The 25,481-nt window shown below is 61.7% G+C and carries 25 protein-coding genes, 1 tRNA gene and 1 riboswitch; of the genes, 12 read left to right on the top strand and 14 right to left on the bottom strand.

Annotation, left to right across the window (positions count from 1 at the left end):
* Nucleotides 1–21 precede the first annotated feature (21 nt).
* Together ACMNAY_RS06180 and ACMNAY_RS06175 are read right to left on the bottom strand one after the other, a co-directional pair.
* A complete protein-coding gene (locus ACMNAY_RS06180; RefSeq protein ID WP_418718802.1) occupies nt 22–888 on the bottom strand; it encodes a DUF5685 family protein in 867 nt (288 codons plus the stop codon).
* A 162-nt stretch (nt 889–1,050) separates the two neighbouring features.
* Nucleotides 1,051–1,857 (bottom strand): polysaccharide deacetylase family protein, encoded by an 807-nt coding sequence (locus ACMNAY_RS06175; protein WP_418718801.1) that lies wholly within the window; start codon nt 1,855–1,857, stop codon nt 1,051–1,053.
* Between the two features lie 106 nt (nt 1,858–1,963).
* On the opposite strand from ACMNAY_RS06175, the gene ACMNAY_RS06170 reads away from it, so the two are divergent.
* From ACMNAY_RS06170 to ACMNAY_RS06160, 3 genes are all read left to right on the top strand, one after another.
* Nucleotides 1,964–3,136 (top strand): DNA recombination protein RmuC, encoded by a 1,173-nt coding sequence (locus tag ACMNAY_RS06170; RefSeq protein WP_418718800.1) that lies wholly within the window; start codon nt 1,964–1,966, stop codon nt 3,134–3,136.
* A 53-nt stretch (nt 3,137–3,189) separates the two neighbouring features.
* Nucleotides 3,190–3,274, top strand: a tRNA-Leu gene (locus ACMNAY_RS06165).
* 119 nt (nt 3,275–3,393) lie between these two features.
* Nucleotides 3,394–3,699: a DUF898 family protein gene (locus ACMNAY_RS06160; RefSeq protein ID WP_394967353.1), complete on the top strand. Its 306-nt coding sequence runs from the start codon at nt 3,394–3,396 to the stop codon at nt 3,697–3,699.
* A 53-nt stretch (nt 3,700–3,752) separates the two neighbouring features.
* On the opposite strand, the gene ACMNAY_RS06155 is transcribed toward ACMNAY_RS06160, so the two are convergent.
* Nucleotides 3,753–5,090, bottom strand: coding sequence for an MATE family efflux transporter (locus tag ACMNAY_RS06155; protein ID WP_394976165.1), 1,338 nt, complete (start codon nt 5,088–5,090; stop codon nt 3,753–3,755).
* Between the two features lie 13 nt (nt 5,091–5,103).
* Nucleotides 5,104–5,541 (bottom strand): MarR family winged helix-turn-helix transcriptional regulator, encoded by a 438-nt coding sequence (locus ACMNAY_RS06150; protein WP_394967357.1) that lies wholly within the window; start codon nt 5,539–5,541, stop codon nt 5,104–5,106.
* A 162-nt stretch (nt 5,542–5,703) separates the two neighbouring features.
* Between ACMNAY_RS06150 and ACMNAY_RS06145 the strand changes: the two genes are divergently transcribed.
* Nucleotides 5,704–5,970, top strand: coding sequence for a hypothetical protein (locus ACMNAY_RS06145; protein ID WP_418718799.1), 267 nt, complete (start codon nt 5,704–5,706; stop codon nt 5,968–5,970).
* 173 nt (nt 5,971–6,143) lie between these two features.
* Nucleotides 6,144–6,512 carry a RidA family protein gene (locus tag ACMNAY_RS06140; RefSeq protein WP_394967361.1) on the top strand — a complete coding sequence of 123 codons (369 nt, stop codon included), beginning with the start codon at nt 6,144–6,146 and terminating at the stop codon, nt 6,510–6,512.
* Nucleotides 6,513–6,584: 72 nt separating this feature from the next.
* Here the strand turns inward: ACMNAY_RS06140 and ACMNAY_RS06135 are convergent, their stop codons facing one another.
* The 4 genes from ACMNAY_RS06135 to glyA form a co-directional block, all read right to left on the bottom strand.
* Nucleotides 6,585–6,968, bottom strand: coding sequence for a Fur family transcriptional regulator (locus ACMNAY_RS06135; RefSeq protein ID WP_418718798.1), 384 nt, complete (start codon nt 6,966–6,968; stop codon nt 6,585–6,587).
* Between the two features lie 115 nt (nt 6,969–7,083).
* Entirely contained in the window at nt 7,084–8,361 is a 1,278-nt protein-coding gene (locus tag ACMNAY_RS06130; protein ID WP_418718797.1) for a replication-associated recombination protein A, read from the bottom strand.
* Nucleotides 8,354–9,202, bottom strand: coding sequence for an alpha/beta hydrolase (locus ACMNAY_RS06125; RefSeq protein WP_394967367.1), 849 nt, complete (start codon nt 9,200–9,202; stop codon nt 8,354–8,356). The genes ACMNAY_RS06130 and ACMNAY_RS06125 overlap by 8 nt, the downstream gene beginning before the upstream one ends.
* A 63-nt stretch (nt 9,203–9,265) precedes the next feature.
* A complete protein-coding gene (gene glyA, locus ACMNAY_RS06120; protein ID WP_394967369.1) occupies nt 9,266–10,519 on the bottom strand; it encodes a serine hydroxymethyltransferase in 1,254 nt (417 codons plus the stop codon).
* Between the two features lie 153 nt (nt 10,520–10,672).
* Between glyA and ACMNAY_RS06115 the strand changes: the two genes are divergently transcribed.
* The 6 genes from ACMNAY_RS06115 (at nt 10,673) to gltA (ending at nt 17,007) form a co-directional block, all read left to right on the top strand.
* Nucleotides 10,673–11,317 (top strand): endonuclease III domain-containing protein, encoded by a 645-nt coding sequence (locus tag ACMNAY_RS06115; RefSeq protein ID WP_394976169.1) that lies wholly within the window; start codon nt 10,673–10,675, stop codon nt 11,315–11,317.
* 34 nt (nt 11,318–11,351) lie between these two features.
* A riboswitch (TPP riboswitch) is annotated at nt 11,352–11,469 on the top strand.
* Between the two features lie 80 nt (nt 11,470–11,549).
* Nucleotides 11,550–12,173 carry an energy-coupled thiamine transporter ThiT gene (locus ACMNAY_RS06110; protein WP_418718796.1) on the top strand — a complete coding sequence of 208 codons (624 nt, stop codon included), beginning with the start codon at nt 11,550–11,552 and terminating at the stop codon, nt 12,171–12,173.
* Nucleotides 12,174–12,338: 165 nt separating this feature from the next.
* A complete protein-coding gene (locus ACMNAY_RS06105; RefSeq protein ID WP_418718795.1) occupies nt 12,339–13,202 on the top strand; it encodes a C39 family peptidase in 864 nt (287 codons plus the stop codon).
* 207 nt (nt 13,203–13,409) lie between these two features.
* Complete coding sequence (locus ACMNAY_RS06100; protein WP_418718794.1) at nt 13,410–14,645, top strand: helix-turn-helix domain-containing protein; 1,236 nt, start codon at nt 13,410–13,412, stop codon at nt 14,643–14,645.
* 128 nt (nt 14,646–14,773) lie between these two features.
* Entirely contained in the window at nt 14,774–15,616 is an 843-nt protein-coding gene (locus tag ACMNAY_RS06095) for a sulfide/dihydroorotate dehydrogenase-like FAD/NAD-binding protein (protein WP_418718793.1), read from the top strand.
* A complete protein-coding gene (gltA, locus tag ACMNAY_RS06090) occupies nt 15,616–17,007 on the top strand; it encodes an NADPH-dependent glutamate synthase (RefSeq protein ID WP_418718792.1) in 1,392 nt (463 codons plus the stop codon). The genes ACMNAY_RS06095 and gltA overlap by 1 nt, the downstream gene beginning before the upstream one ends.
* 52 nt (nt 17,008–17,059) lie before the next feature.
* Here gltA and ACMNAY_RS06085 read toward each other — a convergent pair whose 3' ends face one another.
* Nucleotides 17,060–17,509, bottom strand: coding sequence for a GNAT family N-acetyltransferase (locus ACMNAY_RS06085; RefSeq protein ID WP_418718791.1), 450 nt, complete (start codon nt 17,507–17,509; stop codon nt 17,060–17,062).
* Nucleotides 17,510–17,661: 152 nt separating this feature from the next.
* Between ACMNAY_RS06085 and ACMNAY_RS06080 the strand changes: the two genes are divergently transcribed.
* Nucleotides 17,662–18,417 carry a GntR family transcriptional regulator gene (locus ACMNAY_RS06080; RefSeq protein ID WP_418718790.1) on the top strand — a complete coding sequence of 252 codons (756 nt, stop codon included), beginning with the start codon at nt 17,662–17,664 and terminating at the stop codon, nt 18,415–18,417.
* Between the two features lie 79 nt (nt 18,418–18,496).
* Here ACMNAY_RS06080 and ACMNAY_RS06075 read toward each other — a convergent pair whose 3' ends face one another.
* The 5 genes from ACMNAY_RS06075 to rpsL all read right to left on the bottom strand — a co-directional run bounded on the left by ACMNAY_RS06075 (nt 18,497) and on the right by rpsL (nt 25,416).
* On the bottom strand, nt 18,497–20,794 hold the full coding sequence (locus ACMNAY_RS06075) for an ATP-dependent Clp protease ATP-binding subunit (RefSeq protein ID WP_418718789.1): 2,298 nt from the start codon (nt 20,792–20,794) through the stop codon (nt 18,497–18,499).
* A gap of 161 nt (nt 20,795–20,955) precedes the next feature.
* Nucleotides 20,956–22,158, bottom strand: coding sequence for an elongation factor Tu (gene tuf / locus ACMNAY_RS06070; protein ID WP_394976176.1), 1,203 nt, complete (start codon nt 22,156–22,158; stop codon nt 20,956–20,958).
* A gap of 90 nt (nt 22,159–22,248) precedes the next feature.
* Nucleotides 22,249–24,369, bottom strand: coding sequence for an elongation factor G (gene fusA, locus ACMNAY_RS06065; RefSeq protein ID WP_418718788.1), 2,121 nt, complete (start codon nt 24,367–24,369; stop codon nt 22,249–22,251).
* Between the two features lie 27 nt (nt 24,370–24,396).
* Nucleotides 24,397–24,867: a 30S ribosomal protein S7 gene (gene rpsG, locus ACMNAY_RS06060; RefSeq protein WP_177522823.1), complete on the bottom strand. Its 471-nt coding sequence runs from the start codon at nt 24,865–24,867 to the stop codon at nt 24,397–24,399.
* Between the two features lie 120 nt (nt 24,868–24,987).
* Entirely contained in the window at nt 24,988–25,416 is a 429-nt protein-coding gene (rpsL, locus tag ACMNAY_RS06055; RefSeq protein WP_177522824.1) for a 30S ribosomal protein S12, read from the bottom strand.
* Nucleotides 25,417–25,481: the final 65 nt, after the last annotated feature.

The following is a 25,481-nucleotide window of genomic DNA, read 5'->3' as shown; positions in this document are numbered from 1 at the left end:
TCATTTTCCTTTCCGCGCGGGTCACACCGGCGCTGCGTGTTTTTCGTGTTTTGTCGGCTGCCCTGCACGGCGGATGCCGGCGGGCAGGCCCAGGAATATGATGTTGTCCAGAATGGGGCGGTTGAGCTGCAATTCCAGAAGATTGTAGCAGCGGGCCACTTCCCCCGCTGCGAGGCGGCACTGAAGGGCGGCCTGTTCAATGGCTGCGGCCCGGTCGAGGCCCATGCGCAGGAACACATTGTAGCGGCCTTTTTCCCGGTCCTTGTCGTAATCCTCCGCGGCGTCCAGCCAGTAGAGTATTTTGCCCAGGAACAGCCCCATTCGTTCCAGGATGTGCTCCTGCTCCGGCTGCACCGCGCACCGTTTCAGAATGGCCGCGGTCATACGCCCCGTGGGCTCCGCCGCTTCGTCCGGGTTTGCGCAGCCCGCCTGTTCCAGCGTTTGCTGGCAGACTGTTTGGTCGGCCAGAAGCTTGTCCAGTTCCGGCTGCGCGGCGGCGGCCTTTTTGTGGGCGCGGCGCAGCAGCAGACGCAGCGCCGCCGAGGCAGCCCGCCTGGCGAAGGGCTCGTCCGCCAGGTCATCCGCCAGCTTGTACCAGCTCAGCTGCACCAGCGCGGCGGCGGCCAGGCGCAGCCCATCGGTGCCCGCGTGCATACAGCGGCGGCGCAGGGGGTTTGCCATGCAGCGCTTCATGCAGGGGCTGCCCTGCTGCCCGCTGAGGCCGTCGGCCAAAAGAGCCACGGTGACCAGGTCGTAGTTGAGCAGCATCCGGCTCACAAAGCCGTAATCCGCTTTCAGCTGCATGCACAGCCCGCAGTAAACGGCCCGGTAGCATTCGTACTCCCGCACCTTCATCTCGCCCTTATCGGGTGTGACATAGCCGAACACGCAGCGCGCCCCTTTCCACAGAAAATGGGCTGACAGCTCCCCGCTCCGCTACGCGGCGGACGGCGCTGTCAACCCTTTTATCATACACTATTTTGCCTCTGTTTACAATTCGCCAGCCCTTTGCGCGGCGCATAATTCCCAAAAAATTTACATTCGCGCCGGCTACACCTGCCGGTCCAGCTCGTCGATGCGGCAGAAGCGATAGCCCTGCTCCTTGAACCAATCGATGATGTCCGGCAGAGCCTCGGCAGTGGTCTTGCGGGTGGCTTTCGTATCATGCATCAGCACCACACAGACGTTTTTTCCCTCGGCGCCGTTCACCACGTTGCGGTAGACGTCGTCGGCGCTGGGGTGGCCGCCGGCGGCGTCCTCGGCGCAGACGTTCCAGTCCACATAGCGGTAGCCCTTCTCCCCTGCCTGCGCCATCAGGTTTTTCATGATGGAACTGCCGCCGTATTTATGGCTGACCGTATTTGTGCTGCCGCCGGGAAAGCGCAGCCAGTGAACGGTCTCCAGATCCACATAGGGTTCGATCCGCTGGCGCAGTTCTTTGATGTCCGCCCAGAAGGCGGTGGTGCTGGCATAGATGGTCTTGTAGGAATGGGTGCAGCTGTGGAGCGCGATCTGATGCCCCTCCTCCACCGCCCGCTTGATGAGGGGCAGGTGGTCCTTGTTGTTGTCTGCCGACACCACAAAGAAGGTGGCCGGCACCCCCTTTTCTTTCAGCACATCCAGCACCACCTCAGTGGTGGCGCTGGGGCCGTCGTCAAAGGTGAGGAACACCCGCTTCTCCCCGTCTTCCTCCGCCAGTGCCTGCGCTGACACAAAGGTGGCAGACTCCAGGTCCGACTGGCGGCAGACCGGCGCGGCGCGCTGCGCCGCCCAGATCATTGCGCTGGCCGCACCCGCGCAGCAAGCGCACCAGGCCAGCACCCAAAGTCTGCGTTTCCGTTTCAGTGAATCGCCCATATTTCTCTCGCCGCCTTCTGCAATGTTGATTTGCCTTTGCAAACCCCGTATACTTATAGCTATGAAGTCGGGGGACGGGTTATCCCCCTTTTGCGAGGAGAAAATGATGGAAATTGTGACTTTGGTCCTGGCAGGTCTGGCCTGCGCGCTGAGCCTCGCCAATCTGCTGCGTCGTCCCCGGGGGCTTTCCGGCGAAGATCTGGAAAAGGTGCGGCAGGATCTGCTGGCCGAGATCCGCCAGACGCGGCAGGAACTTTCCGGCGGCGTGGCCGCCGGCCTGCAGGCCAGCAATGTGCAGACCGAACAGAAGCTGGAAAGCATCCGCACCACCATGGAGGTGCGTCTGAACGCCATGCAAGCCGTGACCGACCGGCGGCTGGGCGAGGTGCGCCAGACGGTGGATGAAAAGCTGCAAAAGACGCTGGAGGACCGGCTGCAGAAGAGCTTCGGCCTTGTGAGCCAGCAGCTGGAACTGGTGTACAAAGGGCTGGGCGAGATGCGCACGCTGGCCACCGGTGTGGGCGATCTGAAAAAGGTGCTGAGCAACGTCAAGACCCGGGGCATTCTGGGCGAGGTGCAGCTGGGAGCCATTCTGGAGCAGCTGCTTGCCCCCGGCCAGTACGCCGAGAACGTGGCCACCGTGCCCGGAAGTTCCGAGCGGGTGGAGTTCGCGGTAAAACTGCCGGGAGACGGCGACGGCCCGGTGTGGCTGCCCATCGACGCAAAATTCCCCCAGGACGCCTACGCCGCGCTGCTGGCGGCCTATGACACAGCGGACAAAGCCGCTGTGGAGCTGGCGGCCAAGGAGCTGGACAAACGGGTGCGCGGTTTCGGCAAGGACATTCATGAAAAGTACATCGCTCCCGGCCACACCACCGATTTCGGAGTGATGTTCCTGCCGGTGGAAGGCCTTTACGCCGAGGTGGTGCGCCGCGGCACCTCCGAGCGGCTGCAGCGGGAATACAAAATCGTGGTGGCGGGCCCCACCACCATGGCAGCGCTGCTGAACAGCCTGCAGATGGGCTTCAAGACGCTGGCCATCCAGAAGCGCAGCAGCGAGGTCTGGAAGGTGCTGGGCAGCGTGAAGGCCGAGTTCGACACCTTCGGCCAGGCGCTGGCGCAGGCACAGAACCGGCTGAACCAGGCCAGCAGCGAGCTGGAAAACCTGGTGGGTGTGCGCACCCGGCAGATCCAGCGCAAACTGCAGCAGGTAACGCTTTTGCCCGGCGGGGGGGACGGCACGGAAAATCTCCCGCCCGAGCCGAAGGATGGGTATTGACTTCCCACGCCGGGTGTGGTAGAATACGTTTTGCGGAATTTCCCGCCCGATACGCGAGGGTGGCGGAACCGGCAGACGCGCACGTTTGAGGTGCGTGTGGTATATACCATGGGGGTTCAAGTCCCCTCCCTCGCACCAAACCCGCCGCAAGCGATGCTTGCGGCGGGTTTTTCTGTTCCGCTTTCTCGGCCTGTTCCATTGACAAAACGCCGCAGATATAATAAATTGAAGACAACAAACGAACAGGAGGGATTTCCGTGAACGATTCTTACTTTGACGGGGGCCTGCTTCAGCTCATCGGCTGGCGGCTGCTCGGCACGCTCATCACCGTTTGCACCTGCGGCATCTGCTATCCCTGGGCGGTATGCATGGTGTACGGCTGGGAAACAAAGCACACGGTCGTGAACGGCCACCGGCTCACTTTTGACGGAAGCGCCGTCCAGCTGTTCGGCAACTGGATCAAGTGGTTTTTCCTCACCATCATTACCCTGGGCATCTACGGGTTCTGGCTTGGGATCGCCCTTCGCAAATGGAAGGTCAAGCACACCCACTTTGCAAACTGATACAAACGAAAAAGCCGGGCCCGCTGAAAACCAGCAGGCCCGGCTTTTTTGACTTATGACGCGGCGAGGTTTGCCTCGTCCCGGCAGCGCCAGAGAAACGCCGCGGCCACCAGCGCCGCAAGGAATTCCGCCACCACGGTGGCGGCCCAGATGCCGTCCACCTGCCAGAACAGCGGCAGCACCAGCACCGCCGCTACCTGGAACAACAGCGTGCGCAAAAAGGAGATGAGCGCCGACACAAGGCCGTTGTTCAGCGCGGTGAAGAAAGCGGAGCCGAAGATGGCAAACCCGGTGAACAGGAACGAGAAGGCAAAAATGCCGAAAGCCCGCACCGTCAGCTCATACAGCGCCTGATCGTAACCCACGAACAGGCGGGAAAGCGGCTGCGCCAGCCACAGCGCCGCCGCGAACATGGCCACCGCAAACCCGCCGATCAGGCCAAGGCTGCGGCGAAGGATCCCCTTCACCTCCCCGGCGTTCCGGGCGCCGTAATGGAAACTGATGACCGGCGCGGAGCCCACCGAATAGCCCAGGAACACCGCCTGGAAGATTAGGCTCACATACATCAGCACGCCATAAGCGGCCACACCGTCCTCGCCCGCCATGGCCAGCAGCTGCAGGTTATAGAGCATACTCACCAGCGGGATGGAGATGTTGCTCATCAGCTCTGAAGAGCCGTTGGCGCACACTTTCAGCAGCGGGCGGACCTGCATGCCGGCGCGCCCCAGGCGGAGCAGGCTGCTGTTGGGCAGAGCGAAATAGACCAGCGGGATCATTCCGCCCACGCACTGACTGATGGCCGTGGCCGCCGCGGCGCCTTCGATGCCCCAGGGCAGCACCGCCACAAAGAGGGCGTCCAGCACCATATTGGTCAGCCCGGCCGCCACCGTGACATACAGCCCAAGGGCGGGTTTGCCCGCCGTGGGAAAAAGGCACTGGAATTCGTATTGCAGGATATACATGGGGTTTGCCAGCAGGATGATGCGCCCATAGCGGATGCAGTTTCCCAACAGTTCCCCCTCAGCGCCCAGCGCTACCAGAAGCGGGCGCAGCAGCACAAAGCCTGCCGCAGCCAGCACCACGCCCAGCGCCGCGGAGGCATAGACCACCAGCGAGAACAGGCGCCCGGCTTTTTCCCTGTCGCCCTCGCCCAGGGTTTTGGCGATCAGCGCGCCGCCGCCTGTACCGAACATAAAGCCCACCGCGCCCAGGATCATCAGAAAGGGCATGATGAAATTCACAGCGGTAAAGGCGTTTTTGCCCACGAAATTGGAAACGAAAAAGCCGTCCACCACGCCGTAGATGGAGGTGAACACCAGCATGATCATGGAGGGGAAGGTCAGGCGCAAAAGTTTTTTGCAGGTGAAATGGTCAGAGAAACGAATCTTCATAGGGTCCCTTTTGTTACAGCTGTGCCGTCCTTTCTCTGAATTTGATCAGAAACTGCTCGGTCAGACGCAGATAGGTCTCCAGTTCCTCTTCGGTCCAGCACGCGAGTATGTCGTTTTCGATTTGTTGAATGCGCATTGCCGTTCGTTCCGCCACCGCCCGACCGAGCTCCGTCAGACACGCGTTCTTGGCCCGCGCACCGTCGTTTTCCAGATAGAGCACGCCCTCCGCTTCCAGTTTGCGGATGGCGGAATTCATCGTCTGCTTGCTCAGGCCGGAACGCCGCCGGATGGCGCGCAGCGGGCAGCTGCCGCCATTGTCACAGATCGCATAGAGGATCTTGACCGCACTGTCGGAACAGCCCAGCTTGACGCTGGCCTCATGATAGGCCGCCTCGGTCTCTCCCAGCAGGTAGTTGAACCGGCTTAGGTGTTCCCGGGTGTTTTTTGCCATGATCGACGCTCCTTTTTTAGTCCGAAATCGTACTTGCTATTTTAGTACGATTTCGGACTTTTGTCAACCAGCGGCCTCCTTTGAAAGAAAGCGGCAGGAGCGGGACATACTAAAAGCGGGGCACTTGGCCCCGCTTTTGCAACAAAGAAAGGAAGGATCACTATGGACCACGAATACCGCGACCCGCACCACCATGAAGACCAGAACGCCGTGACCGAAGTGGGCACCCCCGAACCCCATCAGCCGGGCTGCCAGCCGCCCCGGGCGGAGGGGCTGGTGACCGAGGCCGACGCTTTTTACGAGGGGCTGGGCATGGGCGCCTATTTTCCCTCGGTGCTGGACAGCGCCGAAACGCCGCAGCGGCTTGGGCCGGAGGACTGCGGCCCCGACAAGCGCGGCTGCGGCTGCCAGAGCGAGCCGGCTGAATGACCTGCGCAGGGCCGTTCTTTCGCTGAAAAGAGCGGCTCTGCAGTTTTTTTTGCATGATGCAAAAAAGGTTGATTTCACAGGCCGGTCTGGTATAATAAGGATGAAGACGGTCTTTCCGCAAAGAGAAAGGCCTCCCATTTGAACATGATACACTGCAAGGAGGTCAATACAAGATGAAAGTTATCGAGACCAGCAAGGCGCCCGGCGCGATCGGCCCCTATTCTCAGGGCTTTGAGGTGAACGGCTTCGTGTTCACCAGCGGCCAGATCCCCGTGGATCCCTCCACCGGCAACGTGCCCGAGGGCATTTCCGCTCAGGCGGAGTGGAGCTGCAAGAACGTGGGCGCCATTCTGGAGGCTGCCGGCGTTGGCTTTGAGAATGTGGTCAAGACCACCTGCTTCCTGGCTGACATGGGCGATTTCGCCGCGTTCAACGAAGTGTATGCCAAGTACTTCGTTTCCAAGCCCGCCCGCAGCTGCGTGGCTGTGAAGGCCCTGCCGAAGGGCGTTTTGTGCGAGATCGAGGCCATTGCCGAGAAATAAGCACCCGCATCTTACATGAAAAAAACCGCTCGCCTGCCCTCGTGGCAAGCAGCGGTATTTTCTTTTTATCTATCAGGAACCGCTTGCCTCGTGGCAGGCGCTGCACACTCCGTACAGGGTGAGCGCGTAGCCTTCGATGGCAAGTTCCGGCCGGGCGGCGATCATCTCATCCAGCGGTGTTTTGTCCAGCTGAACATCCTCCACACGGCCGCACCGGGTACAAAACATATGGTCGTGTTCCGCCAAGGTGCGGTCGAAGCGATCGGCCTGGCCGGGAATGGTCACCCGGCGCACACGCCCGGCTTCCACAAGCCCGTTCAGATTACGGTATACGGTGCCCAGACTCAGGCCCGGGCAATCGTCCCGCACGGCGGTGTAGATCTCATCGGCGGTGGGGTGATCGCAGCGGCTCTGCACCTGCCGCATCACCAACTCCCGCTGCCGTGAATAGCGCATGGTTCTTCCCTCCTGTTCCCGCCTGCGCGGCAAAGACCACGCGACGCATATTTACTGCATATAATAGTAATTGTTTTCACATATTTTGTCAAGGGTCATCCCAATGACGAGCCGCTCAGCCCTTCTCGCCGCCTTTGATCCGCTGCCAATAGGCTTTGGCGGCCTGCTCGGTCTTGTTCTCGCCCCATTGATAATATTGCACACCCTCCAGTGCGTCGGGCAGGTACTGTTGAGCCACCCATCCGTCGGGATAGGCGTGGGGGTATTTGTAGTGCTGACCCTTCACCGCTGCGTCCTCGCCGTCGAAATGCTTGTTTTGCAGATGGCGCGGGATGGGGCCGGTGCGGCCCTTTTGAAGGTCGGCCATAGCGGCGTTGATGCCCGCTTCACCGGTGTTGGACTTGGGTGCGGTGGCCACCAGGATGACCGCGTCCGCCAGAGGGATGCGCCCTTCCGGCAGGCCCAGCATGGTGGCGGCGTCCACCGCCGCCTTGACGATGGGGATGATCTGGGGCCAGGCAAGGCCCACGTCCTCACAGGCGCAGACCATCAGCCGGCGGCATGCGCTCACCAGGTCCCCCGCTTCCAGCAGGCGGGCAAGGTAATGCAGCGCCGCGTCCGGATCGGAGCCGCGCATGGACTTCTGATAGGCGGAAAGGATGTCGTAGTGGTCGTCGCCGTTTTTGTCGTACCGCATGGCGGTGCGCCCGGTGACCTGGCGGGCCATTTCCCCGTCCACCCTGCGCGCCCCCGTCTCATCGGTACGCGCCGCGGCGGCTGCCAGTTCCAGGCACCCCAGCGCCTTGCGCATATCGCCGCCGCAGCCGTGGGCCAGAATGTCCAGCGCGTCCTCCTCCACCGTGAGGGGCACGCCGTCCATCTCGGACAGGCGCCCGGCCGCGTTGCGCAGGCCGTCGGCCACGTCGGCGGGGGTGAGGGATTTGAACTCGAACACGGCGCACCGGCTGAGCAGCGCGTTATAAATATAGAAATAGGGGTTTTCGGTGGTGGAGGCGATGAGGGTGACGGTGCCGTCCTCGATGCACTCCAACAGGCTCTGTTGCTGTTTTTTGTTCAGGTACTGGATCTCGTCCAAATAGAGCAGCAGGCCACCCTGGCTTTGCAGGGTGCCGATCTCCGCCAGAACGGCCTTGATGTCCCCTGTGGAGGCAGAAGTGCCGTTGAGCTTGTGCAGACGCATGCCGCTCTGTTCCGCAATGATGCGGGCCACGGTGGTCTTGCCCACGCCCGGCGGACCGTAAAAAATCATGTTGGGCACCGTTCCGCTCTCAATGGCGCGGCGGAACACGCGCCCCTCCCCCAGCAGGTGCTTCTGGCCCCACACCTGACCGAGGGTGCGGGGGCGCAGGCGCTGGGCCAGCGGTTCAGCCACGGGGGGCACCTCCCGTCTCGGTGACCGGCGCGGCCCAGTCGTTCAGCTTTTTGGCCGCATAGCCGGGATTCACAAAATCGTCGATGGCATAAACGAGACTGCGGTCCCAGAAGTTCCACTCGTGCACGCCGTCCCACTGGAGGCGGCGGTAGTGGGCCAGGGGCAGCGCCCGCAGGCACTCGTCCACCGCGTCGTTCTGGTAGCGGATGTAGTAGGGCTCCTGGTCCTGGAAGCCGTTGGTGAGCAGAATTTTGGGCTGTTGGTCCGCGGGCAGCGCTGCCACCTTGGCCGCCAGCTGCCGGATCTCACTGGCCTCGGGCAGGCGCAGGTCCGGCCCGAAGATGGGCGCGAACACCTCTTTGACGCCGGGGATGTGGGAGTGCTCCAGCATCATGGCCACGTCCACCGCGCCGGAAAAGGAAGCGCAGCCGGCGTAGAGATCCGGGCGGCTGAGGCCCAGATACAGCGCGCCGTAACCGCCCATGGAAAGGCCGCCGATGAAGTTTTTCTCCCGCTCGGCGGGCAGGTGGAACATCTCCCGCAGCAGCACCGGCAGCTCCTCGGTGACAAATCCCGCCCAGGCTCCGCCGTAGGTCATATCCTGATAGAAAGAGTTGCCGCAGTCCGGCGCCACCAGCGCCAGGCCGTTGTCGGCGGCGTAGCGGGGGGCGGCGGTCATCTGCATCCAGTCGTCGCCGCTGTTGGTGAAGCCGTGGAGCAGGGTGAACACGCCCTTCACCTTGTTGCCCACCTCCACCGGAAGGTCGCAGGGCAGATAGATTTTGACGCCCACGGTGGTGAGCAGCCGCTGGGATTTCAGTTTGCACTCGATGTAAGCCATAGCCTTTTCTCCTCAAAAGAGCCCGGCGGCCGGCACAAAGGCCCGGCCGCCGGGAAATTTGGTTTATTCGTACAGCGGGAAGCGGCGCACCAGCTCCGCCACACGGGCGGCCACGTCCGCTTTCTTACCCTCGAAGTCGAAGATGCAGTCGGCGATGCAGCCAGCGACAACGTCCATCTCCGCCACGCCGAAGCCGCGGGTGGTGACCGCCGGGGTGCCCACACGCAGGCCGCTGGTGATGAAGGGACTGCGCTTCTCGCCGGGCACCGAGTTCTTGTTGGCGGTGATGTGCACCTCGTCCAGATTGTGCTCCAGCTCTTTGCCGGTGCACTCCAGGTCGGAGAGGTCGATGAGCATCATGTGGTTGTCGGTGCCGCCGCTCACCAGCTTGACGCCCCGGCTCTGCAGCCCATCGGCCAGAGCCTTGGCGTTGGTCACGATGTTCTGGGCATAGGTCTTGAACTCGGGCTTCAGCGCCTCGCCGAAGCAGACCGCCTTGGAAGCGATGACGTGCTCCAGCGGGCCGCCCTGGGTGCCGGGGAAGATGGCCTTGTTCACCTTCTTGGCGATCTCCTCGTTGTTGGTGAGGATCATGCCGCCACGGGGCCCGCGCAGGGTCTTGTGGGTGGTGGTGGTGACCACGTCGGCATACGGGATGGGGCTCATATGCGCGCCGCCCGCCACAAGGCCCGCGATGTGGGCCATGTCCACCATCAGAAGCGCGCCCGCCTCGTGGGCGATATCGGCCAGAACGTCAAACTTGATGGCCCGGGGATAGGCGGAAGCGCCGGCCACGATCATCTTGGGCCGCACTTCCAGCGCCTGGCGGCGCAGGGCATCGTAGTCGAGGAAGCCGTTTTCGTCCACACCATAGGCCACGAAGTTGTAATTCTTGCCGCTCATGTTCACCGGGCTGCCGTGAGTCAGGTGGCCGCCGGCGGCCAGATCCATGCCCAGGATGGTGTCGCCCAGCTCCAGCAGAGCGAAATAGACGCCCAGATTGGCCTGCGCGCCGGAGTGGGGCTGCACATTGGCGAACTTCGCGCCGAACAGCTGGCAGGCGCGCTGGATGGCCAGGTTCTCCACCTCGTCCACACAGGCGCAGCCGCCGTAATAGCGGTGGGCAGGATAGCCCTCGGCATACTTGTTGGTGAGCACGCTGCCCATGGCGGCCATCACCGCCGGGCTGACGATGTTCTCGCTGGCGATGAGCTCGATGTTCTGCCGCTGGCGGACCAGCTCCCGCTCCATAGCCGCGGCCAGTTCCGGGTCCTGCCCGGCCACAAAGCCGATGGTGTCGATCATTTCCTTGTACATGAAGTTCCCCTCTCTTTCCTGAATGTGCATTTGCCCCAACGGACGGTATATGTTATCATTATACCCCCGCCGGGCCGCCGGCACAAGGGCCGGTTTGCGCTTTGTGAGAATTCATGCTATAATGGCGGAAAACATCGGAAATGAGGGAAACACATGACCACAAAGGCCCTTGCTTTGGAAGTGATCGAACGGCTGAAACAGGCCTATCCTCTGGCGGACTGCACCCTGGACTATGACCATGCCTGGCAGCTGCTGGTGGAGGTGCGCCTTGCCGCCCAGTGCACCGACGCGCGGGTGAACGTGGTGGTGAAGGACCTGTTCGCAAAATACCCCGGCGTGAAAGAGCTGGCCGACGCTGAGCCGGAAGACATTGAGGCCATCGTGAAGCCCTGCGGGCTGGGCCATTCCAAGGCGCGGGACATCAGCCTGTGCATGCGCAAACTGCGGGACGAATACGACTGCAAGGTACCGGACGACTTCGACGCCCTGCTGAGCCTGCCCGGCGTGGGCCGCAAGAGCGCTAACCTCATTATGGGGGACGTGTTCGGCAAGCCCGCCATCGTCACCGATACCCACTGCATCCGGCTGTGTAACCGCATCGGTCTTGTGAAAAACGAGAAGGACCCCAAAAAGGTGGAGATGGCCCTGTGGAAGATCATCCCCCCCGAGGAGGGCAGCGATCTGTGCCACCGCTTTGTCTACCACGGGCGGGAGGTGTGCGACGCCCGCAAGCCGAACTGCGCCGCCTGCTGCCTTGCGGACATCTGCAAGACCGGCAAAGCCGCCGTCAAAGCTTGACAATCTTTTCTCATGGCGCTATACTTTACCCCGGACATAAAAACAGGGGCGCTGGGTGCCATACCCGGCTGAGATCGAGGCGAAACGCAGCCTCGAGTCACCTTGAACCTGATCCGGGTAATGCCGGCGTAGGGAGTTTGAGGATCGGACGCTTGAAGAGCGCCCCTGTGCAGTTTTGCGCGGGGGCGTTTTTGTTTTTATGTACTATTCTTTGAAAGGTCGCTGAACCTGTATGAACAAAACCTTCTCCAAGACCCGCATCCTTGTGGAATGCGCGCTGATGGTGGCGCTGGCCACCGTTCTGGGCTTCATTCCCGTCTACGAGCTGCCCCGCGGCGGCTCGGTGACGCTGGTGAGCATGGTGCCCATCCTGCTGGTGAGCCATCGTCACGGCGTGAAGTGGGGCGTGCTGACCGCCTTTGTCCACAGCCTCATCCAGCTGATGCTGGGCATCAAGAACCTGGCCTGGTGCCAGACTTTCGGCGCCGTTGTGGGCTGCATTTTCCTGGACTATGTGCTGGCCTTCACCCTGCTGGGTCTGGCCTGCCTGGTGGCCAAGCCCAAAAAGCCCCTGGGCCTGGGCGTGGGCGTGAGCACCGTCATCATGTGCTTTGGCCGCTATCTGTGCAGCTTCCTTTCCGGTTACATCGTCTGGAAAGACTACGAGACCGCCTTTGAGTGGATGGAAGGCTTCGGCTGGGGCGCGGCCATCGCCAACATGGGCGAGAACGCCCTGTGCTGGCTGTACAGCGCTGTCTACAACGCCACCTACATGATCCCCGAGACCATCCTCACCGTGATCGCCATGGTGATCCTGGCTGGCGTTGCGCCCAAGCTGTTCAATCGCCAGAGCTGAGTTTTTCCGTTTTTTGCAAAGGCCGCCCCGCCGGGGCGGCTTTTTCTCTATCCTGCCGCTGTCATGATAAAAAATTCACTTTTTTATTGAAGTTTGCATTATTATCGGCTATAATTCACCTCGCTGCGTTTTTTCGCAGAATTGAAAAACAAAGGAGATCGAGAAATGAAACATCAAGTCACTCTGGCACTGACCCTTGCCCTGGCCATGGCCGCCAGCCTGCTGGCCGGCTGCACCAACACGTCGGGAGGGACCCAGTCGTCTGGGGCGGCCCAAACATCCCAGGTGGATGCAGTATCTGAAACGAAAAACGAGAGCGCCGCTTTCACCGATGAAATGAAGATCCCCTATGCGGTGGATCTGTCGCCCGAGGACGGGGCCGACTCGGTGGAACGGCTGGGTGACCACGAAGATTCGCCCTATTTCGCCCATCCCGATTACTACAACATGGAGTCCAGCGACACCCTCACCATTCTGACCGGGTTCGAGACCATGCAGCAGACCAGCGAATGGGCCTGCGGCGTGACCAGCTCGCTGATGGTGCTCAACTGGTACGACCGTCTGGGCGACTGGAACGAGGAGAGCCTGGCCGCGCTGCGCCATTCTCTGGACGGCACGGAACTGGAAGGTTATCCCGGCACCACGCTGAAACAGGCCATGGACATTTTCGACGGTGTGGGCGGTTTTACATACACCACTACTCTGGACTACGAAGACCACGCCTCTGAGGTATGGATGGACACCATCCAGGGCTGGCTGGCGGAAGGAAAGCCCGTCATGGTTTGCTACAACGACTGGGGCGGCCATTGGCAGGTCATCATCGGTTACGATACCATGGGCACCGACACCCAGCAGGACGATGTTTTCATCGTGGCCGATCCTTACGACACCACCGACCACTGCCAGGACGGCTACGGTGTGCTGATGGCCGAGCGCTTCATGTATAATTTCTCCATGTACGGCGCGTTCCCCGAATCCGAAGGCGGCAGCGACTTTTTGTTCCTGGTGGCTTGCCCTGCCGAAGAATAAGATCATCGCTTTCTGATTTTTGAAGGGCGGCGGGTGCAGTGCATCCGCCGCCTTTTTTGCGATCGTCCGGCGCACTGCGTCTCGCCTTTTTCCGGCCTTTTTCACGCAGGGCAACCGCTGGTTGCAGGAAATGGAAAACCATGTTGGTGGCGCGAAAAAGACGTTTCTGATAGAATAAAGGCAGAAACCACAAGGAGGAACACCGTTATGACCTTGGGCAACCGCATTGCGTCACTGCGAAAAGCCGCCGGGCTTTCCCAGGAAGCGCTGGCCGCAAAGCTGGGCGTCAGCCGGCAGGCCATCGGGAAATGGGAGGCAGATACCACCCTGCCCAGCCTGGACAACCTGCATCAGCTGGCGAAAGAGCTGGGGGTGAGCATCGACGCGCTGCTCACCGGCGAAGAATCGCAGGCGCAAAGCAGCCTCGAAAACGAGCCGGCGCAGGCTCCCCTCTCGCTGGAGGGGATACAGGCCCTGTTGGACAGCAGCGCCCGCAGCGAACAGCGGCATCAACGCCGCACCCTGCTCTGGCTGGGCGCTCCGGCTGTGCTGGCGGCGCTGGCGCTGGCGGCGGGCCTTGTGTGGCAGAACGGCCAGCTGGCTTCGCTGCGCCAGCAGCTGGAGATCATGCGGAGCAACGTGTCCACGCTGGACGGTTCCGTTGCCGCGCTGCAAAACCGGTTGGACACCTTCACGCCGAACGCGCCCCAAACCGCCCCTTCCGAAAGCCTGCTGGCCAGCTGGGACATACAGACCAAGGAGTACTCCCCCACCGATGGCCGGGTGCTGATGAGTCTTTCCGCCACACCGCGCACCATCACCGAGGACTGCGTCCTGCGTTTCAGCTTTGTGCTGAGCGACGGGCAGAGTCTGTCGATGGACGCAGTGCGGGGCGAGGGCGATGTGTTCTTTGCCGAAGGCTGGGTGCCGCTGACGGAGAGCTACACTCTGAATGTCAGCCTCACCCAGGGCGGCGAGACGAAAGCGGAACAGCTCTACACCGAGCCCGTCTTTGCCGGCCAGTACGAGATGCAGATCCGGGAACTGCCCTTTGTGATGCAAAGTTCCAGCCACATCTTCGGCTCCGACACCTTCACCGTGCGGCAGAGCGGCGGCGACTATGAGATCCCCGTGGAAGTTTGTTATTCGGAGAACAGCCAGCCCTATCAATGGCCGGTGGAAGCGTGGGTCACCGCCACGCTGGTGGGCGAAGAGGTGCTGGATCTCGCGCTGGACACCGAGTTCATCCAGCCGGGCAGCGAGAAGGGCCCCAGCGAGCCCTCGGGGCAGGTGACCTTTTACCTGCGGTTCACCCTGGAGAAAAAATCCTTCACTCTGCCCTGGACAGCGGAGTACGGAAACGGCGAGCTGCCCGAGCTGGACTACCAGCTGCATATTCTGGACAACGGTGGCAACGAAAGCACCTATTCTCTCAACATTTAAAAAAGCGGCGGGTGCAAAACCCGCCGTTTTCTTTTTAACGACGCCGCCGGGCCCTTGCGCAGGCGGCGCTTTTTCGCTATACTATAAAGAAGTACCCATAGAGGGCAACAAGGGAAAGAGGGAAAGCCATGTTTACCATTGTGGAGCGCAGCGAACTGAACCCCACCGTGACCAAACTGGTGGTGAAAGCGCCGCTGATCGCCAAAAAGGCCCAGCCGGGCCAGTTCGTCATTCTGCGGGCCTGCGCCGACTCCGAGCGCATCCCGCTGACCATCGCCGACCAGGACCCCGCCGCCGGCACCGTGACCGTCATCTTTCAGGTGGTGGGCGGCGGCACCATGCAGCTGAACAGCCTTTCTGTGGGCGACGCGCTGCAGGATTTCGTGGGCCCTCTGGGCCGCCCCACCGAGCTGGAAGGCCTTAAAAAGGTGGCCGTGGTGGGCGGCGGCGTGGGCTGCGCCATCGCCTACCCCGTGGCCAAAAAGCTGCACGAGCTGGGCTGTGTGGTGCACACCATCGCCGGCTTCCGCAGCGAGGATCTGGTCATTCTGGAGGACGAGTTCAAGGCGGTGAGCGACCGCTTCATCCTGATGACCGACGACGGCAGCCGGGGCGAAAAGGGCGTTGTGACCAAGCCCCTGGAAGAGCTCATCTCTGCCGGCGAGGGCTACGACGAGGTCATCGCCATCGGCCCGCTGGTGATGATGAAGTTCGTCAGCCTGACCACCAAAAAGTACAACGTCAAAACCATCGTCTCCATGAACCCCATCATGATCGACGGCACCGGCATGTGCGGCGGCTGCCGTCTGACGGTGGGCGGCCAGACCAAGTTCGCCTGCGTGGACGGGCCGGACTTCGACGGTCACCTGGTGGATTTTGACGAGGCTTTGCAGCGGGGCGGCATGTACCGTGAGTTCGAGGCCCACGCCCGCGAAGAAAGCTGCAATCTGCTGCACAAGGAGGTGCGCTGATGGAACGGAACATGGACCCGAAGCGCTGCCCCATGCCCAGCCAGGCGGCGGACGTGCGCAACAAGAATTTTGACGAAGTGGCCCTGGGCTACACCCCCGAGATGGCGGTGAACGAGGCCAAGCGCTGCCTGCACTGCAAGAATATGCCCTGTGTGTCCGGCTGCCCGGTGGGCATCCACATCCCCGAGTTCATCGGCAAAATCGCGGAAGAAGATTTTGAGGGCGCCTACCAGGTGCTCAGCGCCAGCAGCGCACTGCCCGCGGTGTGCGGGCGGGTCTGCCCTCAGGAGAACCAGTGCGAGGGCAAGTGCGTGCGGGGCATCAAGGGCGAGAGCGTGGGCATCGGCCGGCTGGAGCGCTTTGCCGCCGACTGGCACCGCGCCCACTCCACCGCCGCGCCCGAAAAGCCCATTCCCAACGGCCACAAGGTGGCCATCATCGGTTCCGGCCCCTCCGGTCTCACCGCCACGGGCGAGCTGGCCAAAAAGGGCTACGACGTGACCGTGTTTGAAGCCCTGCATCTGGCGGGCGGCGTGCTGGTCTACGGCATCCCCGAGTTCCGCCTGCCCAAGGACATCGTGCAGCAGGAGATCGACGGGCTCAAGGCGCTGGGCGTTTCCATCGAGACCAACATGGTCATCGGCAAGGTGCTCACCGTGGACGAATTGATGGAAGAAGAAGGCTTCGAGGCGGTGTATGTTGCCTCCGGCGCGGGTCTGCCCCGGTTTATGAACATCCCCGGCGAAAGCCTGAACGGCGTCTACTCCGCCAACGAGTACCTGACCCGTGTGAACCTGATGAAGGCCTACCGGCCGGACAGCCGCACCCCCATCCAGCACAGCCGTCGGGTGGCGGTGGTGGGCGGCGGTAACGTGGCCATGGACGCGGCCCGCTGCGCCAAACGTCTGGGTGCCGAGGAGGTTTACATTGTCTACCGCCGCAGCATGGACGAGCTGCCCGCCCGTCGGGAGGAAGTGGAGCACGCCGAAGAGGAAGGCATCGTCTTCAAGCTGCTCACCAACCCCGTGGAAGTGCTGGGCGACGAAAACAAGCGGGTACGGGGCATCGCCTGCGTTGAGATGGAGCTGGGTGAGCCGGACGCTTCCGGACGCCGCCGCCCGGTGGAAAAGCCGGACAGCCGCTTTGAACTGCCGCTGGACACGGTCATCATGGCCATCGGCACCAGCCCCAACCCCCTCATCCGCTCCACCACCCCCGGTCTGGATACCGACCGGCGGGGCTGCATCGTGGCGGACGAGACCGGCGCCACCAGCCGCCCGGGCGTGTTCGCCGGCGGCGACGCGGTGACCGGCGCGGCCACTGTCATTCTGGCCATGGGCGCGGGCAAGGAAGCCGCCAAGGCCATCGACGAGTACATCAAAAACCGCTAAAACACATAAAAAGGCCGGGCAAGGAAGATTTTTCTTCCCTGCCCGGCCTTTTTCAGCGTTGTTTTTCCATGACGAAATTGGTCAGCAGCACACCGTGGCGCTCCACCTGCTGCTGCTTCACCACCCGGTAGCCCCTCGCCTCAAAGAAGGGACGTGCCGTGATGGAGGCGTGTGTGACGATGGAGCCTTTTACCGTTTGTTCCAACCGGTCGCAGAGGGCGGCGGCAATTCCCTGCCGCTGGTGCAGGCGGTGGACATAGAGCCGGTCCAGATATCCGTCGGCGGCGATGTCCCCAAAGCCGAGGATTTTCCCCTCTTCCTCTGCTACAAGGGTATAATGCTCCCGAAAAGAGCTGTCCCAGGCCTCCAGGTCCACCTTCCCGTCGGCCCAGGCATCCAGCTGGTCAGGCGTGTAGTGCGCGGCGTTCACTGTGTGGACCGTTTCATAAAATAATTCCGCCAGAGCGGGGCAATCCGATGATCGGTAGGGCCGGATATTCATATGTTTCTCTCCCTTGTTCAATGTATTGCCATGATACCATTCTTTTCTTTGGGCTGCAACCGCAGGTGCATTTTTCTGTCGAATGTGGTATACTGGATTGAAAAGTATGATTTTTGTCCGTGCCGCAGCGGCGCGGGACGGAGGTGCGCTTGATGGCAAGAACACACAGGGCGGAGGACGGCCCGCTGGGCGGTGCGGTGATCAGTCAGCAGATCGCCGCGCGGCTTCTGGATGAGATACGGGACGGGGTTTATTCCGCCGAGACAAAGCTGCCCGCAGAAGTGGAGCTGGCCGCAAACCTGGGCGTGAGCCGCACGGTCATCCGGGACGCGCTGGCGGAACTGGAGCGGGAAGGCTATGTGGAACGAGTCCGGGGCATCGGCACGGTCATCAACCGGCAGGTGGCGGCACTGCGCCGGCGGCTGGATCAGAAGTTCGAATACAACGCTATGATCCAGGCCATGGGCCGCACGCCGCATGCCGACCATATTTCAGTGCAGAGGCTGGACGCCGACGAGGCGCTGGCCGCGCGGCTCGCGCTTGAGCCGGGGCAGCCGGTGCTGATGATCAAAAAACGTGTGCTGGCAGACCGTCAGCCGGTGATCTGGTCGGTGGACTACCTGCCCGCCGCTCTCTTTCCGCCGGCACTGCTGGACCGGCTGGATTTCGGCCGTCCGGTGTTCGACGTTATGGAGGAAGCCTCCGGCGTTTCCGTGGTGAGCACCGTAGCCCATGTAAGCGCTGTTCTGGGCGATCCCGCTTCACGTCGCATCCTGGCCGTTCAGCCCCACGAGGCTTTGCTGTTGCTGGAAGAAGTGAGTTACACCAAGCTGGCAAAGCCGGTGATGTACTCCCTTTCCTACTACACCACCTTCTTTGATTTTGCGCTCCTGCGCAAAAAATTCTGAACCGGGCGCACCTTTTCGGGCGTCCACGAACCGAAACAGCCGCCCGTACCCTTTTGATGGGGGTGCGGGCGGCTGTTTTTCACACTGTCGCTTCGGCGCGATGGCCGGCCGCTTCGTTTTCGCTGCGCAAAACCACCTGTCCGTTCTGTACGCAGGCGGTAAAGCTCTCCCCGGGGCAGGCCTGTCCTGCGGCGATGCTGTCCGCCAGGGCCTGCTCCACCGCCCTGCTCACCGTGCGCCGCAGATCCCGCGCGCCGTACACCGGCCGGTCCCCTCCCGCCAGCATGGCGGGCAATTCCGGGCTGTGGCGCAGCCGGTAGCCCCGCGCCTGCGCCCGTTGCTCCAATTCATCCAGCATCCGCTCCGCGATGCGGGTCAGGTCCTCATGCAGCAGCGGGCCGAACACCACCAGTTCATCCATTCGGCCCAGCAGTTCCGGACGGAAATACTTTTTCGCCTCGCCGATGACCTGTTGCCGCTGGCGCTGGGGGATGGTCTCCGGTGTGGCGCCAAATCCCACCAGTCCCCCCTGCCCGGCCAGGTGCTCTGCCCCCAGATTGGAGGTGAGCAGAATGATGGTGTTGCAGAAATTGGCGCAGCGGCCCATGGAGTCGGTGAGACGGCCGTCCTCCAGAATTTGCAGGAGCAGATTTTGCACGTCCGGGTGAGCCTTTTCGATCTCATCGAACAGCACCACTGCATACGGGCGGCGGCGCACCGCCTCAGTGAGCAGGCCGCCTTCATCGTGACCCACATAGCCCGGAGGCGCGCCGATGAGCTTGGCCGCCGCATGGGCCTCCATATATTCGCTCATGTCAAAGCGCAGCAGCGCCTTTTCGGTGCCGAACCACTGGCGGGCGAGCATCCGTGCCAGGTGCGTCTTGCCCACGCCCGTGGGGCCGAGGAAAAGCATGGCCCCCAAAGGCCGCCCCGCTTCCCGCAGGCCGGTACGGGCACGGCGCACCGCACCCGCCACCGTGTGCACCGCGCTCGCCTGCCCCACCACGCTCTCCGCCAAACGCTGTTCCAGCAGGGCCAGCTTTTCCCGTTCCGCTTCGGTGATGCGCTGCACCGGCACGCCGCTGGCCCGGGCCACCACCCGGGCCACGTCCTCGGCGGTCAGTTCCCGGGAGCGGTCATTTTCCCGCTCGCAATGGATGCGCAGAGCGGCAGCAGCCTCGTCCAGCAGGTCGATGGCTTTGTCCGGCAAAAAACGGCCCGGCAGGTACCGTACAGACAGCTCCACCGCCGCTGCCACCGCCTGCGGCGGGATGCTCACCTGATGGTAGCGCTCATAACGGGGCACGAGGCCGGACAAGATGCGTTTGGCCGATTCCGGGTCCGGCTCCTCCACCACCACCCGGCCAAAGCGGCGTTCCAGTGCCGCATCCTTCTGGATGCAGCGGCGGTACTCTTCCTGGGTGGTGGCGCCGATGACCTGGATCTCCCCCCGGGCCAGCATCGGCTTCAGGATGCTGGCCGCATCGATGGCGCCCTCCGCCGCGCCCGCGCCCACGATGACATGGATCTCGTCGATGAACAGAATGGTGCTGCGGTCCTTATAAAGCTCGTCCAGGAGGGATTTGAACCGCTCTTCAAAGTCGCCCCGGTACTTGGTTCCCGCTACCAGGCTGGCCATATCCAGGCTCAGGATGCGCTTGTGCAGCAACTGGGCCGGAACGCGTCCGGCGGCAACGGCCTGTGCCAGTGCTTCCGCCAGAGCGGTCTTGCCCACGCCCGGCTCTCCCACAAGGCAGGGGTTATTTTTCTGGCGGCGGCAAAGTATTTCAATGACCCGTTCCAGTTCTTGCTCCCGGCAAAGCACAGGATCCAGCCGGCTCTCCGCAGCCATCTGCGTGAGGTCCCGGCCGTACTTTTCGCTGGCCTTTCCGCTGCGGGGCGGAGCGGAGAGCCGGGGCTGCAGCGGCAGAACCAGCTGACCGGACAACTGCCGGCACTCCCGGGCAGCCTCGCTCAGTTCCACGCCCCACTCGGTCAGCCACCGGCTGGCGGTACAGCCCGGATCCTCCAGAATGGCGCAGAGCACATGCTCCGGCTGCGCCTCCTTCATGCGGGCAGCGTGAGCACCCAGTACAGCGAAATCCAGCGCCTTGCAGGCTTCGGGAAGGAAATCCCGGGGCGAAAGGCGACGGCTCTCGTTCATACCGCCCAGCGCGGCCACCCGCTGCGTCACCTGCGACTCTTCGATGCGCCGGGACTGGAGAAAGCGGGCGGCGGGAGTGGCGCCGCCCCGGAGGATGGCCAGCAAAATATGGCCTGTGCCCGCCTGGGTCTGCCCCATCTCCCCCGCAATGATCAGCGCCTGGTTGAGCATTTTTGCCCCCTGGCGGGAAAACCCTTTGAAACGATACTGCATGGTGACCTTCACTGCCCCTTCGATTTTTTCTAAGGGCAGTATGGGCGGATGCACAGCGGTTAAACGGGAATGGGAAAAGTTTGCAACCGTTAGAGCAAACAGCAAAAAAGGCCCCCTGCCTTTCGGCAGGGGGCCTTTGAAAGCCTCACAAGCTCTTTCGATTACTCGTAGATCTTGGAAACAACGCCGGAACCAACGGTGCGGCCACCCTCACGGATAGCGAAACGCAGACCCTCGTCCATAGCGATGGAGGTGATCAGCTCAACGTCCATGGTGACGTTATCGCCGGGCATGCACATCTCGGTGCCTTCGGGCAGGGTGATGACGCCGGTCACGTCGGTGGTACGGAAGTAGAACTGAGGACGGTAGTTGTTGAAGAAGGGGGTGTGACGGCCGCCCTCGTCCTTCTTCAGAACATAAACCTGGCCCTGGAACTTGGTGTGGGGATGGATGGAACCGGGCTTAGCCAGAACCTGGCCGCGCTCGATGTCGGTGCGCTGCACACCACGGAGCAGAGCGCCGATGTTGTCGCCGGCCTCGGCGTCGTCCAGCAGCTTGCGGAACATCTCCAGACCGGTAACGGTGGTCTTCATCTTCTCTTCCTTCAGACCGACGATCTCAACTTCCTCGCCGACCTTGATCATGCCGCGCTCCACACGACCGGTAGCCACGGTGCCGCGGCCGGTGATGGTGAACACGTCCTCAACAGGCATCAGGAAGGGCAGATCGGCCTTGCGGTCGGGGGTGGGGATGTAGCTGTCGACAGCGTCCATCAGGTCCAAGATGCACTTGTACTCGGGAGCGTTGATGTCGGTGGAGGTGCTCTCCAGCACGGCCAGGGCGGAACCCTTGATGATGGGGGTGTCGTCGCCGGGGAAGTCGTACTCGTTCAGCAGATCGCGGATCTCCATCTCGACCAGATCCAGCAGCTCGGGATCGTCAACCTGGTCAACCTTGTTCATGAACACAACGATGTAGGGCACGCCAACCTGACGGCTCAGCAGGATGTGCTCACGGGTCTGGGGCATGGGGCCGTCAGCAGAGGACACGACCAGGATAGCGCCGTCCATCTGGGCAGCACCGGTAATCATGTTCTTCACGTAGTCGGCGTGGCCCGGGCAGTCCACGTGGGCGTAGTGACGGTTGTCGGTCTCGTACTCCACGTGAGCGGTGTTGATGGTGATACCACGCTCGCGCTCCTCGGGAGCCTTATCGATGTTGGCGTAATCGGTGAACTCGGCGTCGCCCTTCATGGCCAGCACCTTGGTGATGGCGGCGGTCAGGGTGGTCTTGCCGTGGTCAACGTGGCCGATGGTGCCAATGTTGACATGAGGCTTAGTACGCTCAAACTTAGCTTTTGCCATTTTAATAGTCCTCCTTTTTTTGAACCATTGAACCTATGGTTATAATACTAAAACATTTGCCAAAAATCAAGTTCTTTTTGGGCTTTAGGCTCAGTCCTTCTTGCGGCCGGCCATGATGCCCTCGGCAATGTTCTTGGGGACCTCAGCGTAGTGGCTGGGCTCCATGGAATACTGACCGCGGCCCTGGGTCTTGCTGCGCAGGTCGGTGGAATAACCGAACATGTTGCTCAGCGGGACGAAGGCGTTGATCTGCTGCGAGCCGGTCAGAGCTTCCATGCCCTGGATCTGGCCGCGGCGGCTGTTCAGGTCGCCAATGACGTCGCCCATGTACTCATCGGGAACGATGACGGCGACCTTCATGATGGGTTCCATGATGGCGGGATCAGCCTTGGCCATAGCCTCCTTGAAGGCCATGGAGCCGGCGATCTTGAACGCCATTTCGGAGGAGTCGACCTCGTGGTAGGAGCCGCCCTTCAGGGTGACCTTCACATCCTCAACGGGGTAGCCAGCCAGAATACCGGCCTTCATGGCGCCCTGGATGCCCTGGTCGATCGCGGGGATGAACTCCTTGGGAACGTCGCCGCCCACAACGGCGTTGACGAACTCGTAGCCCTTGCCAGGCTCGCCCGGCTCGATGTCGATGATGCAGTGACCGTACTGGCCCTTACCACCGGACTGACGGGCATACTTGGTGTTGGCGCTGGCCGGACGGCGGATGCACTCGCGGTAAGCAACCTGCGGCGCGCCCACGTTGGCCTCCACCTTGAACTCGCGGAGCAGACGGTCCACGATGATCTCCAGGTGCAGCTCGCCCATGCCGGCGATGATGGTCTGGCCGGTCTCCTCGTCGGTCCAGGTACGGAAGGTGGGATCCTCTTCAGCCAGCTTGTTCAGCGCCAGACCCATCTTCTCCTGACCAGCTTTGGTCTTGGGCTCGATGGCAACGCGGATAACGGGCTCAGGGAACTCCATGCTCTCCAGGATGACGGGATGCTTGGGATCGCACAGGGTATCACCGGTGGTGGTGTTCTTCAGACCCACGGCGGCGGCGATATCGCCGGCGTAGCAGATCTCGATGTCCTGACGGTGATTGGCGTGCATCTGCAGGATGCGGCCCATGCGCTCGTTGTTGTCCTTCACCGAGTTGTAAACGGTGCTGCCGGCTTCGACCTTACCGGAGTAAACGCGGAAGAAGCACAGCTTGCCGACAAAGGGGTCAGTGGCGATCTTGAACGCCAGCGCAGCGAAGGGAGCGGTGTCGTCGGAAGGACGGCTGGTCTCCTCGCCGGTGCGGGGATCCACACCCTTGATGTCCTCGATGTCGGTGGGGGCGGGCATGTAGTCGACAATGGCGTCCAGCAGCTTCTGCACGCCCTTGTTGCGGTAGGAAGTACCGCAGACCACAGGCACCACAGTGTTGGCGATGGTCTCGCGGCGCAGAGCCTTCTTGATCTCGTCCTTGGTGAGCTCCTCGCCCTCCAGGTACTTCATCATCAGCTCTTCGTCGCTCTCGGCCACGGCCTCGATGAGCTCGGCATGGTACTGCTCAGCCAGCTCGCGCATATCCTCGGGGATCTCCTCCACGCGGATATCCTTACCCATATCGTCGTAGTAGACGTCGGCCTTCATCTCGATCAGATCGATGATGCCCTTGAAATCGTCTTCCTTGCCGATGGGCAGCTGGATGGGCACCGCATTGCACTTCAGACGCTCGCGCATCATCTTCACAACGCGGTAGAAATCGGCGCCCATGATGTCCATCTTGTTGACGTAGGCCATGCGGGGAACATGGTACTTGTCGGCCTGACGCCAAACGGTCTCGGACTGGGGCTCCACGCCGCCCTTGGCGCACAGAACGGTAACAGAACCGTCCAGAACGCGCAGGCTGCGCTCCACCTCAACGGTGAAGTCCACGTGGCCCGGGGTGTCGATGATGTTGATCCGGTGCCGGTTCTTTTTAGCGGCGGCGGGATCGTTCAGCAATTCCGTGTGGCTCCAGTAGCAGGTGGTAGCAGCAGAAGTGATGGTGATACCACGCTCCTGCTCCTGCGCCATCCAGTCCATGGTAGCCGCGCCATCGTGCGTCTCACCGATCTTGTGATTCACGCCGGTGTAGTAAAGGATACGCTCGGTGGTGGTGGTCTTGCCGGCGTCGATGTGCGCCATAATGCCGATGTTTCTGGTCATTTCCAGAGAAACGTCTCTTGGCATATTAACCTCCTAAAACTCCAGACAGGATCAATAGCGGTAATGGGCGAAAGCCTTGTTGGCCTCGGCCATCTTGTGGGTATCCTCACGCTTCTTGACAGCGTTACCGGTACCGTTCACGGCGTCCATGATCTCGTTGGCCAGACGCTCGCGCATGGTGCGCTCGCTGCGGCTGCGAGAGTAGCTGGTCAGCCACCGCAGACCCAGGGTCTCGCGGCGCTCGGGGCGCACTTCCATGGGCACCTGGTAGGTGGAGCCGCCCACGCGGCGGGCCTTGACCTCCAGGCTGGGCATGATGTTCTCGAGAGCTTTCTCGAACATCTCCAGGGGATCGTTGCCGCTCTTCTCCTTCACGATGTCGAACGCATCGTAAACGATCTTCTGGGCAACACCCTTCTTGCCGTCCAGCATCACGCTGTTGATCAGACGGGTGACCATCTTGGAATTGTAGACAGGATCAGCCAAAACGTCACGCTTTGCAGTAATACCTCTTCTAGGCATCTTTCTTCCCTCCTTCACAGAATGATATCATCGGTACTCGAAAGCAATAAACTCCCGTTGTGCCATGCAAGGTCTTACTATTTATATAAATAAGCCTTTGATGGCGGGGTATACGTTTGATTACTTCTTCGCGGCACCGGCCTTGGGGCGTTTCGCGCCGTACTTGGAGCGGGCCTGGTTGCGGTTGGCCACACCCTGGGTGTCCAGAGTACCACGGATGATGTGGTAACGCACACCGGGAAGGTCCTTAACACGGCCGCCACGGATCAGTACTACGCTGTGCTCCTGCAGGTTGTGGCCGATACCCGGAATGTAAGAGGTTACCTCGATACCATTCGTGAGCTTAACACGGGCTACCTTACGCAGAGCAGAGTTCGGCTTTTTGGGGGTCATAGTACGAACAGCGGTGCAAACACCACGCTTCTGGGGGCTGTTGGCATTGCTGTAGGACTTGTCCAGAGAGTTGTAAGCCTTCTGCAGAGCAGGGGCGGTAGACTTGCGGACAGACACCTCACGGCCTTTGCGTACAAGCTGGTTGAAAGTAGGCATTGTGATCTCCTTTCTTCAATGATTTATGTTCAGGCGGCATTGCCGCCAAAACACCAAAAGGGCAT

The organism is Candidatus Allofournierella merdipullorum, assembly GCF_048426865.1.
Lineage (GTDB): Bacteria > Bacillota > Clostridia > Oscillospirales > Ruminococcaceae > Allofournierella_A > Allofournierella_A merdipullorum.
Note: the sequence above shows the minus strand (reverse complement) of the source record. Positions and strands in the feature narration are given on the sequence as shown.